Source organism: Flavobacterium sp. UBA4854, from assembly GCF_002399805.1.
Taxonomy (GTDB): Bacteria; Bacteroidota; Bacteroidia; order Flavobacteriales; family Flavobacteriaceae; genus Flavobacterium; species Flavobacterium ginsengisoli.
The window spans coordinates 17,314-32,010 of sequence record NZ_DHEI01000011.1 but is presented as its reverse complement, the minus strand read 5'-3'; the positions used below and the strand labels follow the sequence as shown (position 1 = coordinate 32,010).

Genomic DNA, 14,697 nt, shown 5'->3' with positions numbered 1-14,697 from the left:
CGTTTCACTTTTATCGCAGATCCTGATTTATTGCCGATTGAATTTTATGAGAGATAAGTTTTTTGCCACAAAGGCGCTAAGGCACAAAGTTTTTTTCTCATTTTTGTCATTTCGAGGAACGAGAAATCACACTAGAAACTCCGTAAAGCATGTCGACAATCTTTGTCGAATCCCGAGTGTGATTTCTCGTTCCTCGAAATGACAAACTTTGACTTTAATCATCCGTTTTATAAAAACCTTTGTGCCTTAGCGCCTTTGTGGCACAACCACGCATCGAAAGAATTTTCCTGTTTATATCGATTTTAACACACTAAAATGAATATTTCCTAGAAAAAACCGAATTTGATACTTAATTTTGTAATCCGCAGAAAAAAAATGCGATTCTCAAACTTATAATGATGAACAAAACGGCGCAAATCAAAAAAAATCATCAATTAATCAAACTCCGAAAATTAGTTATTGTTTCTATCTTAATTGGCTTCCTTTCTGCCTTTCTCGGAATTTCACTAAAAAAAATAACCGAATATTACGAAGAAATCTTCTTTCACGAAGTCTCGGTTCATCCAATATTTTATATTGTTTTCCCTGTTTTTGGATTATCAGTAATTTATTTTCTGAGACAATATCTTTTTAAGAAAAAAGAAAACAAAGGAATCAAAGAGGTTTTTGAAAGCACTGCATCAAAATCTAAAAATCTGCCTTCTTATAAAATTCCATCTCACTTCATAAACGGATTATTGACTGTTATTTTTGGAGGTTCAACTGGAATCGAAGTTTCTACAGTTGTTGCAACTGCAACGATTGGTTCAGTAGCACACGAAAAAGAAAATGTTTTCCGTCAATACAAAACAGAATTAATCTGCGCGGGAGTTGCAGCTGGAGTTACAGCGCTTTTCAGCAGTCCAATTGCGGGAATTCTATTTGCTTTCGAAGTAATTTCAAGAAAAGTTACACGAGCATTTATCATTTCAAATTTAATTGCCGTTTCTATCGCATTTGGTTTGCTAACGATTTTAAAAGAAGAACCATTATTTGCCGTTTCTATTTCAACTTGGCATTTAAAAGCGATTCCATATTTTATTCTTTTAGGAATTTTAGCCGGAATGAATTCTGTTTATCTAACACGTTGTGTTTTATTCTTCAAATCTCAATTTGGTAAAATCGGCACACATTATTATAAAATCATTTTAGGATCTGCTGTTTTAAGTCTTTCATTATTCTTTTTCCCTCAATTATACGGAGAAGGTTATCATGCCATAAAGGGAATTTTCGGAAATGCGCATCAAACTCAATTGACGATAACTTTAGCTTTTACCTTTATCGGAATTTTAATTCTAAAACCAATTGTAACTTCTATTACATTGGCTTCTGGCGGTGACGGCGGTGTTTTCGCACCAAGTTTATTTATCGGAGCATTTTTAGGATTATTGTTGGCTTCTATCTTAAACAGCTTTTTTCATGTAAATGTAATTCCAGTAAACTTTATGATTATCGGAATGGCAGCTGTTCTAAGCGCCAGTATTCATGCGCCTTTTACAGCTATTTTTCTGGTTTGCGGTTTAACAAACGATTATACTTTGTTTTTGCCAATCATGGTTGTTTGCCTGATTTCAAAATACACAGCAAAAATGATTTATCCGTACACCGTATACAGTTATTCTCCAAGTTTAATTAAGTAAAACTGTAATCTACAAGATTTACAAAGCAATAAAAAACAATATACAGCAAAGTATATTTAAAAGCATAACGAGTAAAATATAATACCACAATAATGCCAACTGAAAAAATAAAAAGAAGCTACCGCAAAACACGTTACATTCTTTATAAAGAAACTTTAATCGATTATAAAGAGCATTTTTGGTCCTTTTTAGGTTCGTTTGTCGGAATTGGGATTCTTGCCTATCTCGAATCTTCACACTTTAAAGGAAGCGATGTTGTGTATTTAATTGGCTCTTTTGGTGCTTCGAGTGTTTTGATTTACGGAATTATACAAAGTCCGTTTTCACAGCCAAGAAATTTAATTGGAGGTCATCTTATTTCTGCCTTTATCGGTGTTACGGTAAATAAACTAGTCCCAGATATTGTCTGGATTTCGGCTCCGCTGGCTGTTTCACTTTCAATTATTTTCATGCAGATTACAAAAACACTTCATCCGCCTGGAGGCGCAACAGCTTTAATTGCAGTTACAGGTTCAGCGCAAATAAAAGGTTTAGGTTACATGTACGTGATTTCTCCTGTTCTTGTTGGTGTTTTAATTTTATTTGCAACTGCCTTGTTTTTTAATAATATTACTTCAAGCAGAAGTTACCCGAGCCACAGTACTTATCATAAACATTATCATAAAATTAGAAAAAGACTGGCGAGAAAGTAGACGTTTTCGGGTCTCCTTTGTCACCCTGAGCGGAGTCGAAGGGCATTCCTATTGGAAAAAGGCTTCGACTCCGCTCAGCCAGACAAACCAATTGAAAATCAATTTTCTAAAATCTTTTCAACAAATCGTAATTCGTGATTCGTATTTCGTTTTTTATATTTTACCTTTGACCTCTCAATAAAAACAAAGATTATGGTTTATAAATTTAGAGTTATTCTAGACGCCGAAGAAGATATTTTTAGAGACATTGCTATTCTTGAGGAAGATACACTTGAGGATTTACACAATGCAATCTTCAATGCTTTTGGCTTTGACGGATCAGAAGTGGCTTCATTTTATACTTGTGATGACACTTGGAATCAGGAAGATGAAATTCCGCTTTTTGATACGGGAGATGTTCCTGGCGAAATAAGAACCATGAACGATTATCCGTTATCTAGTATCTTAGACAAAGAAAACACAAAGATTATCTACGTTTACGATTTCATTAGTATGTGGACATTCTTAGTCGAATTGGCTGCAGTCGAAGATGAAACTGTAGGAGCAACTTACCCTGAAACTTTATTCTCTCACGGTGAAATGCCAGACGAAGCTCACGAAAAAAACTTCGAAGCCGATGACATGCACGACGATATCTACGGAGAATTTGAAGACGACCTAGACGAAGACGATCTTGACATGTTCGAAGGAGACGATAGCTTCGAAGATTATGGATTTGAGGAGAATTGGAACTAACGTTAAGTTGCTAAGATGCTAAGACTCTAAGATTCTGAGTTTTTAATTTTTGAATGAATTTTCTTATTTTTAAATTTAATTTAAAAAATAGGTTAATGAGTCATTTTAGAAAGATTTTGGTCTGGCAGAAATCAATTTCCTTAGTTACAAAAGTTTATAAAGTAACCAGAACTTTTCCAAAAGAAGAAACTTTTGGATTAACTTCACAAATACGTCGAAGTTCAGTATCAATTCCAAGTAACATTGCAGAAGGATCTGGAAGAGAAAGTAATAAAGATTTTTTACGGTTTTTATATATTTCTCTAGGCTCCTTATTTGAAATGCAGACCCAACTTGAAATTGCAAAAAATATAATTTATATAAACGAAGAAGAATTTAACCTTTTATATGAGGACAGTAGAGAGATCGAAAGAATGTTAGCGTCATTAATTAGAAAATTAAAAGACAGCATATAAAAACTTAGTATCTTAGAAACTTAGAATCTCAGCAACTCAAAAAAATGATCAACTTATTCAACACCCACATCGACACGCTGTCAATACACCGCGTAGGAAACAAAAGCCGTAACGAAGCAATTTTTTTATCGGAGCAGCCATTTAATTTAAATGACGAGATCGTTCCTTTGATAAAAGAATTCTTTTTTAAGCCTTTTAGAGAAAAAGAAGAAAACTATTATCAGTTTGCACACGAAGTGGACTTGGATTACAACGACATGTTTAAATATGCAACTGAGATTTTCGCTAATCCGTCAAATGTTCATGAGGTTTCTAAGAACATTACAAAGCATTTATTTGAGCAGTCAAATCACCCGCACATTAAAAATGGTGAGGTTTATGTAACGTATTTGACAAATCTAAGTATCGATAATAATGTTGTTGATGCAATCGGTATTTTTAAAAGCGAATTACAAGCAGACTTTTTACAATTTGAAGAAAACGGAAGCAACCTTGAAATGATTTTACAGCAAGGAATCAACTTGAGTAAACTAGACAAAGGATGCTTAATTTTCAACTACAAAAAAGACGAAGGATACAAAATCTTAACTGTAGATAGCAACCGTTACGATGCGCGTTACTGGTTAGAGCACTTTTTATCTGTTGATGCTTTTGAAGATGAAAATTTCATCACAAAAAAATATTTAAAATTCTGTCAAAACTTCGCAAAAGACGTGGTTTTGCCAGCAGAAGACAAGAAAGAGGAAGTAATGTTTATGAACCGATCTGTGAATTATTTCGCTAAAAATGATCAGTTTGAAGAGCAGAATTTCTTGAATGAAGTAATTGATAACCCTGATTTGATCCCTGAATTTAAAAACTATAAAGTTGATAAAGGAGAAAAATACAGCATCGAAGATGTAACCTCATTTCCAATCGCCAACGCAGCAGTTTCTGACGCTAGAAAATCGATTAAAAACGTAATTAATTTGGATACTCATATTCAGATTAAAATGGATTTTATTAATCCTGAAAGTGCAGAAAAGTTTGTTGAGAAAGGTTGGGATGAAGAAAAACAAATGTATTACTACTTAGTTTACTTCAACAAAGAAGAGAAAAACTAAGGGTTTTCATTTTCTATTACTTACTTATTAATACAGAAAACGGCAGTTACATTTGTAATTGCCGTTTTTTATTGTCTAAATTTTAATGTTACAAAACCGAAAATACGGCTTTTACAATATCATCATAAACTTGTTTGTTTCTTTCTCCCGTGCGAGACAAAACTCGAATTCCGGAATAATTATTAAAGATAAATCTAGCCAAAACTTTTGCATCAAGCTGTTTGGAAATATGTCCTACCTCCTGCCCTTTTTTAACAGCATTTGTAAAAACTTCTTCCATAGTTTGGCTGTTGTTTTTTACAATTTTGGCTATTTCTTCATCGTGCATAGCTAGTTCTACAGAAGAATTAACCATAAAACAGCCTTTTGTAATTCGATCTTCTAAACTTTCGATCACTGCTTGCTTAAAAATAGCCAACAAAGTTTCTTTGACATTCTCAGACTTTTCCAAAAGTTCTTTGACCGCATCTTGAGCTTGTTGCTGATAACGCTGTAAAGATTTTGTAAACAATTGCTGCTTATCTCCAAAAGTATCATACAAACTAGAACGGCTTAAACCTAAATGCGTCACCAAATCCTGTGCAGAAGTGCCGTTATATCCTTTGTGCCAAAAAATTTCGATTGCTTTATCCAAAGCCTGATCTTCATTAAATTCTTTCGTTCTAGCCATGACATTCAAATTAAATTCGTTTACAAAGATATAAAAATACGGAACAATCGTTCCTGAATTAATCAAAAAAATTATACTACAGCATTTACTGTAAGTCCACCATCAACTACAATTTCAGTTCCAGTTATGAATGATGCATCATCTGAAGCTAAGAACGAAACTGTTTTTGCAATTTCAGCAGACTGAGCAAAACGTTTTAATAAAATTTTCTCTCCTAAAATAGTTCCAAATCCTTCTACTTCTTCTTTTTGCAAACCTAATTTTCCATACAATGGAGTTTCTACTGGTCCTGGAGAAACAGCATTTACTCTAATTTTTCTTGGAGCTAATTCTGTTGCAAATACTTTGTTTAAAGATAATACTGCTGCTTTACTTGCTGCGTAAACACTAGAATTTGGCATTCCGACATGAGCATTTATCGAAGTATTAAAAATGATCGAACCTCCATCATTTAAAATTGGCAACACTTTTTGAACTGTAAAATACACTCCTTTTACGTTGACATTCATAATACTGTCATAATGATCTTCTGAAGCTGAATCTAGCGGTGCAAAAGCTGCAATTCCAGCATTCAAGAATAAAATATCAACTTTGCCAAATTTTGATTTTACTTCTTCAACTAAACTATCAATTGATTTTAAGTCAGATTGGTCTGCTACGATTCCTGTAACGTTCAATTCTTCTTCGGCTTTCGCTAAAGCTTCTTTGTTTCTTCCTGTTACAATTACTTTTGCTCCTTTTGCGGCTAAATCTGCTGCGGCTGCATATCCAATTCCGCTGTTTCCACCTGTCACGATTGCTACTTTGTTTTCTAAATTTTTCATTTTATTTATTTTTTAAGTTATTGATTATTCAATTATTATGATACAAAGATATAATAACGGAACGATCGTTCCGTTATTGTTAAAGTTAATTTTATGTTAAAATATTTAACTTAGAATAGAAACGCCCGTCAAATAAGGAATTATCTATAGAATGATAAACGAAAGAAATCGCAAAATGAGGCTGATTCTTAATTTATGCTTAATTTTGCATTAAAAAATAACTCAGATGGATATTCAATTTTTCAAAGAAAGTCCTTTTACCACAATAATTTCATTTCACAAGCTAATTGAATCTTTTGAAGAAATTGCGCAGTCAGATGTTGATTACAGATCAAATTATGCCAAAGCAATTTTAGAACAAATTGAATTAATTCCGGAACTTAGGACTGGAATCCAGGATTATTCAATTATTAAAAACAATGAAGCTTTAATTAAAAATATTCTAGCCGATTTATTTCCGACTGCATTGACGCACAACGAAATAAAAGCGGTAACGATTCCATTTCAAAACATTTCCTTTAATTATACAGAGCGTTTTAAAAAAATCCTCAAAAATGCAGGAGACGAATTTTACATGGAAATTCGTGATTTTAGTGAACATCAATTCTATATCAATAACTGCTGTTTAATTTTAAGCAGTTATTACAAGCAACATATCGATTTCAATCAACCATTTTTCTATGACATTCCAGATGAAAATGGTATTGAAAAGCATTATCGTATTTTATACAATGCTGATTTTATGGAGATTATTCCGACTGAAAACGCTGTTCCTTTAACTCAGGAAGATATTGATCAACTACTAGATAATTACAACGATATTAATCTATGGAAATCCAAGTTTCCAAAAGGAAGCTGGGTCTTAAGAGGTTTCGGTATTGTTTCTTTATTTGATGCCACAACAGAAAGTGCTATTTCTATATTGAAGAGCAGTTTACTAAAACCTGGTCCAAAAACAGTTGCCACAGATCAGGAAGTTTCTAATATTTTTCAGTCGATTTTTAATCTTCCGAATTTAAAAGTCGGATTTATTATCTATAATCCTGAAGAAGAGAAATTTATGCGACCTGCAAAATACGAAAATCAGATGAAGAGCTTTCTGCTTTCTTCTGATCAGGAAGTAGATTGCAAAAATGCTTTTTTTGGATGTTCTTTCGAAAATTTATTAGACAATAAAGAACCTTTTGTAATATCTAATGTGAGCAAATTCACTGAAGAACAGACGAATAAAAAACTTGGCGAGCATTTACTTTCACAAGGTATCAAAAGCTGCATATTTGCACCAGTTATAAAAAACGGGCATTTATTAGGAGTTGTAGAATTAGTTTCTCAAAATACACGAGATCTCAATAGTGTAAATGCAACAAAACTAGATTTGGTTCTGCCATACTTAACCGATACGATTGATCGTGTTAATACCGATATGCAACATCAGATTGAAGCGATTATTCAGCGTGAATATACTACGATTCACCCAAGTGTATATTGGAAATTTAAAAGAGAATCTCAGAATTATTTTCAAAATATGAATCATACCAAAGATTATATTTTTAAAGAAATTGTCTTTAAAAATGTATATCCGCTGTATGGCCAAATTGATATTAAAGGTTCTTCTGAGCATCGTAATGAAACGGTAAAAATTGATTTAAAAAGTCAACTGACAGCTCTTATGGAAATTTTTGATAATCAAGAAGAAAATTCAAACCTAGTTCTTTTGGAACAAAGAAAATTTGAATTGGAATCGCTTCGAGACGAATTGGATTATCCACTAAAAGCTGATACAGAACAGCATATACAGCGTTATATTGAAGAAGAAATTCATCCGATACTGAAAAACACTAAAAGCAATCCTAAGTCTGAAAAGTTAGAGCAATTGTACTTTGATAGTCTGGATGAAAAAACTGGAATGTTTTATCAGGAAAGAAAAAAGTTCGACAATGCGATGTCAATTATAAATAAAAGATTGGCTACTGTTTTAGACAGAAAACAAGTTGAAGCGCAACAGATTTATCCGCACTATTATGAGCGTTTTAAAACGGATGGCGTTGAACACAATTTGTATATTGGAGCTTCAATTGCTCCAACAAAACCATTTGATATCATGTATTTGCATAATCTTCGTTTATGGCAATTGCAGACATTGTGTGAAATGGAATTGGAACATCACGAGCTTAAAGCTTCATTACCATATGAATTGGATGTTACTTCATTGATTTTGGTTTTCAGTTCTGCTCTTTCAATCCGTTTCAGAATGGATGAAAAACGTTTTGATGTAGATGGAACTTACAATGCAAGATATGAAGTTGTTAAAAAACGAATTGACAAATCGCATATTAAAGGAACAAACGAAAGAATTACTGAGAAAGAGAAAATCACAATTGTGTATTCTCAAAATAGTGAAGAAGCAGAATATTTAAAATACATTAAATACCTGCAACACAAAAAAATTCTTGAACCTTCTATTGAACAATTTGAAGTTGAAGATCTTCAGGGAGTTTCTGGTTTGAGAGCTATTCGTGTCAAAGTAATCAACAATAGTTCTAACCCAGGAATTAAGAAAATAACTTATCAGGATTTATTAGATGAGCTCAACTAAATAGTTGAGCTTTTTTTTAGAAAAACTTTGTCAAAGTTTAAAACTTTGACAAAGTTAATTAGCTTTAAATAGACTTAAAAGCAATCACAAACGCAATCACCGTTATGATAATTCCGAACATAAAAAAGTTATAGGCAATTCGGAGTAAATTATATTTTCGCTGTAAAACCAATCCTAGATAATACAAATCTTTAATCATAGTTGAATAGAGATAATCTCGATCTTTCATCATTTCATTCATTGCCCAATCATAATCTTCTAAAGGCATTTTGTAGAAATTTCCAAAAAACATCAGATTCACTTTTTTAGCTTCAACATCATCTCTCGTAAAAAAACCAGAAGTTACTTTTGGACGTGTAGAAAGAATGGCAAAAATAATTGTGATCACACTCGACATCAGCATAATAAACGTCGGCACAACTAAATGCGCATTTTTTGGACTGTCTAATTTTGGAATAATAGACGATAAAGCAATCGAGATGATAATTGCATTTACAGACAATAAAATATTGGCTTTACTATCTGCAATTCCGCTCAAACGAGTATGATTCCCAAGCGTAACACGAAATAAAGTATCGATTCCACGATCTGGTTTTTCGGTTTTATCCTTCTTTTTATCTTCTTCTAGTGCGGCAGCGGCTTTCAATTCTTGTTTATTGATCTTTTTCTGAATCATTAATAGATTTTTTTCTTTCAGAGGTTGCCATTTTCTTAAAGCATAATCGGTATAAAAGCGATGTTTATTCAATAAAAAATTTAAGTTTTCTCTTGTCCATTCTGCGTTAGAGAAACTAACTATTCCAGCATTTTTTAATTCTAAACGCAATAATTCGCAAGTTGTAGCATATTCAGTTCCCATTAAATGAGCGTAATCTGCATCGCGTATAATTTTCTCTAAATGCGTTTTAGGTTCATATTCTTTAACTGTAGCCAGAATTAAACTAGAAACTAAAGCAATAAATTCTTCCGATTTTCCTTTTTCGCGCAAAAAGTTGGCAGCTATTTCAGTGCTTTTCTTTTCATGATTTTCATATCCTTCAATATATCCCGTGTCGTGAAACCATGCTGCAACCAAAAGAGCTTCCTTATCCTCACCTTCTACATCTTCTTTTTTGCAAAGTTCTTTTACCGCAGTAACCACAGTAAAAGTATGATTAAAATTATGGTAAGAATATAAATTAGAAAGTTTATCTTTGAGTAAATTACCGACAAAATCTTCGGATTGTTCTATTAGATTCATAAAGAATATTTTTATACCACTAAATTATGAAATTGTTTTTGGATAATCATTTTATTGCTAAGATTAAAAATTACTCTTTGGCAATTATGGCGCTATTCATCATTTATTCTTGCGCAACGCGCAAACCTCAATACGGAAAAAATGTTAGTGCCACTGAAACAGAAAACGCTACAGATACGATACAAATTGCACATACTTTTTTTCTTGTTGGAGATGCTGGAAATGCCGATGAAGAGCAAGCACAGCAAACACTGGAGCTTTTGCATCAAAAGTTAAAAAAAGCGAGCAAAAAATCGACGCTTCTTTTTTTAGGTGATAATATTTATCCGAAAGGTTTTCCTGGCAACAAACATCCTGAAGACAAAGCCTTAGCAGAAACCAAACTGACTAATCAATTAAAATTAACCAAAGACTTTAAAGGAAAAACAATTGTAATTCCTGGAAATCATGATTGGTATAGCGGCATTAAAGGTTTGGAACGTCAGGCGGATTTTGTTACAAAATATTTAAACGATAAAAAAAGTTTTCTTCCGAGAAAATCATGCCCTATTGAAACTGTAAAAATTGATAGCACTACTGCTTTGATAGTTGTTGATAGTGAGTGGTTTCTAGAAAATTGGAACGATCATCCAACTATAAATGACAATTGCGAAATTAAAACCAGAGAAGCCTTTTTTGAAGAACTTGAAGGTCAATTGAACAAAAATCAAGAGAAAACAGTTGTCTTAGCAATTCACCATCCGTTATTAAGCAATGGAACACATGGCGGTCAATTTTCGTTAGAAAAACAATTATTCCCTTTAGAACAAAAAATTCCTCTTCCTGTAATTGGCTCATTCATCAATTTGTTGCGAAAAACATCTGGCGTTAGTCCGCAGGACATTCAAAATAAACAATACACTATTTATGCAAAAAGAATTAAAACGCTTTTGCAAAAACAGAAAAATGTAATAGTTGTTTCTGGACACGACCATAACCTTCAATACATAAGCAAAGAAAATATTCAACAGATTATTAGCGGTGCAGGATCAAAATCTGAAGCCGCAAGAGCCATCAGTCCTTATGATTTTTCGTATGGAGGAAATGGTTATGCTACATTAACTATGTATAAAAGTGGCGATGCTAAAGTTTCTTATTATGGAAATGAAAACAACAAAGAGAAACTTCTTTTTGAGCGTGAAATTATAAAAGCCAAAGAAATCAATTGGGCTTCAGATATTCCAAATAATTTTCCTGCAAAAGTCACTACTTCGATTTATTCACCAAAAATGACTCAAAAAGGTGCGTTTCACAGATTTTTATTTGGCCAGCATTACAGAAAATATTACAGTCTTCCTATTGAAGCTACAACGGCAACTGTAGATACATTAAAAGGAGGTTTAAAACCAATTCGTGAAGGCGGCGGACATCAATCAGTTTCATTAAGAATGGCAGATCCTCAAGGGCGTGAGTTTGTCATGCGCGCAATGAAAAAAAGTGCAACAGTATTTTTACAATCAGTTGCTTTTAAAGACCAATACGTGGTAAATGATTTCGAGAAAACATATGCCGAAGATTTCTTATTTGATTTTTACACTACTTCTCATCCTTATGCTTCTTTTGTTATTGGCGAAATGTCTGATCAAATTGGTTTAAGACATACGAATCCTATTTTATATTATATCCCGAAGCAAAATGGTTTGGGAGAATTTAATGCAAGCTTTGGAGATCAATTATATATGGTCGAAGAAAGACCTGCTGATAATCATTTGGATGGAAAAAATTTCGGAAAACCAAGCAACATCATCGGAACTGACGATATGATGCTAAATCTTCATAAAGATGAAAAATATGTGGTTGATGAAAAAGAATATATAAAAGCTCGTTTATTTGACATTCTTATAGGTGATTGGGACAGACATAGCGATCAATGGCGTTGGGCTGAATATAAAGAAGATGGAAAAGTAATTTATAGACCAATTCCGAGAGATCGTGATCAGGCTTTTGTAAAATATGATGGTGCTTTGCTTTCACTTTTAATGAACATGCCTCCACTTCGTCATATGCGATCTTTTAAAGGTGACAGGATCAATGTGAAATGGCTTGGCAGAGAACCTTACCCAATGGATTTGGCTTTTCTAAGAACTGCTGAAAAAAAAGAATGGGTGGAACAGGCCAAATATATTCAAGAAAATTTAACTGATGCAGATATTGATGAGGCTTTCAAAAACATGCCAAAAGAGGTTCAGGATGGAACAGTTGATGAAATCAAAGCAAAATTAAAGAGGAGAAAAAAAGATCTTCAAAAGTACGCTCGTGAATATTCTGATGTTTTAAACAGAACCGTGATGATTGCCGGAACAGACAAGAAAGATAAGTTTGTTTTGAATCATAATGTAAAAAAGGGGATTGAAATTCAGGTTTTCAGAATTAAAAAAGAAGGCGATGAATTGCTTTANNCCAATGGATTTGGCATTTCTAAAAACTGCTGGAGAAAAAGAATGGATTGAACAAGCCAAATACATTCAAGAAAACTTGACAGATGCAGATATTGATGTGGCTTTCAAAAATATGCCAAAAGAAGTTCAGGACGAAACGGTTGATGAAATCAAAGCAAAACTAAAAAGCAGAAAAAAAGATCTTCAAAAATATGCTCGTGAGTATTCTGATGTATTAGATAGAACGGTTATGATAGCTGGAACGGATAAAAAAGACAAGTTTGTTTTAAATCATAATGTTAGGAAAGGAATTGAAATTCAGGTTTTCAGNNAAAGAAGGCGATGAATTGCTTTATACCAAAAATGTAACCGACGATAAAACCAAAAATCTTTGGATTTATGGACTAGACGATAATGATGTTTTTGAAGTAAAAGGAAATGAGAAATCAAATATAAAAATCCGTTTGCTTGGCGGCCAGAACAATGATACTTACAATATTGAAAACGGAAGAAAGGTTATTGTTTATGATTTCAAATCAAAAGAAAATACTTATAATCTAGATTCTAAAACACAAACACAGTTAACAGACGATTATGATGTTAATTTATATAACTACGAAAAACCAAAATACAATGTAATTGCGGGACTTCCGAACATTGGTTATAATCCTGATGATGGCGTAAAAATGGGAGTCAACGTAAATTATACGGTAAATAATTTCAAACAGAATCCGTACACGCAAAAGCATATTTTTAATGCATTTTACTATTTTGCTACTGGCGGTTTAGAGTTTAATTATGCTGCACATTTTCCAGGTTTATTAGGAAAATGGGTTATTGATGTGGAATCATTGTATACGACTCCAAATTTTGCCATGAACTATTTTGGTTATGGAAATGAGTCTCAGTATAATGATGATCTAGGAATGGATTACAATCGTGTCCGTATTAGAAAATTTAATGCTTCGGGTGCCATTCGCCATGTTGGAAGATATGGAAGTGAGTTTAGTGTTCAGCCAATTTTTCAGAGAATGACAGTTGAAGATACCGAAAACAGATACATTAATATTCCTGGAATTGTAAATCCAGATGTATTTGACAGTCAGAATTATGGAAGTTTAAAAGTAAAATATCAGTTTAAAAATTCAGATTTTGCGGCAAAACCAACTTTAGGAATGGCTTTTATGATTGCGGCGACTTGGACAGCTAATTTAGATGACACAAAGAAAAATTTCCCTACTCTAGAAAGCTTCTTAGGATTTACTCATAAAATTGATCATAACGGAAAATTAATATTGGCCACTTACGTTAAAGGAAAAGCTATTTTTAACAATAATTACGAGTTTTATCAAGGCGCTTCTTTGGGCGGAGATACAGATTTACGCGGATATAGAAATGAGCGTTTCTTAGGAAGTTCTTATTTTTCTCAAAGTTCTGATTTGCGTTTAAGTATTGGAAAAATACGTAAAACGATTGTTCCTTTTACATACGGAATTTTAGGTGGTTTCGACTACGGAAGAGTCTGGCTTGATGGCGAAGAATCAAAAAAATGGCATCAAGATTACGGCGGCGGACTTTGGCTGAATGCCATAAATGTTATTACAGCGAGAATCTCTTATTTTAAATCTCCTGATGAAATTGGAAGATTGATTTTTGGAGCAGCGTACAGCTTCTAGCTGTAGGTTCAAAGTTGCAAAGGCTCAAAGTAACAAAGTTTTTTTAGCCACGAATTACACTAATTTACACTAATTTTTATTTAAATATAATTCGTGAAAATTAGTGTAATTCGTGGCTAATTTTTTTGACTTAGTATGTTAGCATCTCAGAATCTTAAAATCTAAATTCATAGAGTTTGCCTCCTATTTTATTTGTTTTTTCGTCGGCGATTAACAAAGTGTTATTATCTTTAAAAACAATCGCTTCTTTTTGCGAAAAGTGATTTAGATTTAATTCTGTTTGTTTTCCTGTGTGGAATAAATCGCCTTTAAAATCTTTAAACAAAAGCACTTTGTCATGACTTAATAACGCTACTTTTTTTCCGTCTGGACTAATTGAAGCACTTGTCAGCACACAATGATTATAATTGTTGCATGTTTTAAATTCTCCAATCTTTACTGCTTTCTGAGTTCCTGCGGCATTTTTTATTTTGTAGATAAAAGCAGTTCCGTCAAAACCTTTGCTTCTGTTTTTGGTAAAAAGATAGAAATAACCGTTTTGTTCAAAAAAACCTTCAACATCATAGAACATTTCTTTTTTCTTTGGAGGAAATTCTTTTTGTTCTGGATA

Annotated in this window: 10 protein-coding genes and 1 pseudogene; 7 read left to right on the top strand and 4 right to left on the bottom strand. The window is 32.9% G+C overall.

Annotation, left to right across the window (positions count from 1 at the left end; all coding sequences use genetic code 11):
* The first annotated feature begins 395 nt into the window (after positions 1 to 395).
* The 5 genes from B3J44_RS01100 to B3J44_RS01080 all read left to right on the top strand — a co-directional run bounded on the left by B3J44_RS01100 (position 396) and on the right by B3J44_RS01080 (position 4,664).
* Complete coding sequence (locus B3J44_RS01100; RefSeq protein ID WP_286965040.1) at positions 396 to 1,679, top strand: chloride channel protein; 1,284 nt, start codon at positions 396 to 398, stop codon at positions 1,677 to 1,679.
* 92 nt (positions 1,680 to 1,771) lie between these two features.
* Entirely contained in the window at positions 1,772 to 2,371 is a 600-nt protein-coding gene (locus B3J44_RS01095) for an HPP family protein (RefSeq protein WP_286965037.1), read from the top strand.
* A 192-nt stretch (positions 2,372 to 2,563) separates the two neighbouring features.
* Positions 2,564 to 3,106: an IS1096 element passenger TnpR family protein gene (locus B3J44_RS01090; protein ID WP_198856663.1), complete on the top strand. Its 543-nt coding sequence runs from the start codon at positions 2,564 to 2,566 to the stop codon at positions 3,104 to 3,106.
* A gap of 95 nt (positions 3,107 to 3,201) precedes the next feature.
* A complete protein-coding gene (locus B3J44_RS01085; protein ID WP_286965035.1) occupies positions 3,202 to 3,561 on the top strand; it encodes a four helix bundle protein in 360 nt (119 codons plus the stop codon).
* 44 nt (positions 3,562 to 3,605) lie between these two features.
* Entirely contained in the window at positions 3,606 to 4,664 is a 1,059-nt protein-coding gene (locus tag B3J44_RS01080; RefSeq protein ID WP_286965034.1) for a nucleoid-associated protein, read from the top strand.
* A gap of 88 nt (positions 4,665 to 4,752) precedes the next feature.
* On the opposite strand, the gene B3J44_RS01075 is transcribed toward B3J44_RS01080, so the two are convergent.
* Both B3J44_RS01075 and B3J44_RS01070 read right to left on the bottom strand, forming a co-directional pair.
* Positions 4,753 to 5,334, bottom strand: a complete 582-nt coding sequence (locus tag B3J44_RS01075) for a TetR/AcrR family transcriptional regulator (RefSeq protein ID WP_286965032.1) — start codon at positions 5,332 to 5,334, stop codon at positions 4,753 to 4,755.
* A 71-nt stretch (positions 5,335 to 5,405) separates the two neighbouring features.
* Positions 5,406 to 6,158, bottom strand: a complete 753-nt coding sequence (locus tag B3J44_RS01070) for a glucose 1-dehydrogenase (RefSeq protein ID WP_286965030.1) — start codon at positions 6,156 to 6,158, stop codon at positions 5,406 to 5,408.
* A 226-nt stretch (positions 6,159 to 6,384) separates the two neighbouring features.
* On the opposite strand from B3J44_RS01070, the gene B3J44_RS01065 reads away from it, so the two are divergent.
* A complete protein-coding gene (locus B3J44_RS01065; protein ID WP_286965029.1) occupies positions 6,385 to 8,754 on the top strand; it encodes a GAF domain-containing protein in 2,370 nt (789 codons plus the stop codon).
* Positions 8,755 to 8,818: 64 nt separating this feature from the next.
* Here the strand turns inward: B3J44_RS01065 and B3J44_RS01060 are convergent, their stop codons facing one another.
* Complete coding sequence (locus tag B3J44_RS01060) at positions 8,819 to 9,994, bottom strand: Pycsar system effector family protein (protein ID WP_286965028.1); 1,176 nt, start codon at positions 9,992 to 9,994, stop codon at positions 8,819 to 8,821.
* 26 nt (positions 9,995 to 10,020) lie between these two features.
* Here B3J44_RS01060 and B3J44_RS01055 point away from each other — a divergent pair, with 26 nt between their 5' ends.
* Positions 10,021 to 12,483 carry a metallophosphoesterase gene (locus B3J44_RS01055; RefSeq protein ID WP_286965025.1) on the top strand — a complete coding sequence of 821 codons (2,463 nt, stop codon included), beginning with the start codon at positions 10,021 to 10,023 and terminating at the stop codon, positions 12,481 to 12,483.
* Between the two features lie 1,758 nt (positions 12,484 to 14,241).
* On the opposite strand, the pseudogene B3J44_RS01050 reads toward B3J44_RS01055, so the two are convergent.
* Positions 14,242 to 14,697, bottom strand: a pseudogene (locus B3J44_RS01050) (hypothetical protein); the annotation flags it as partial.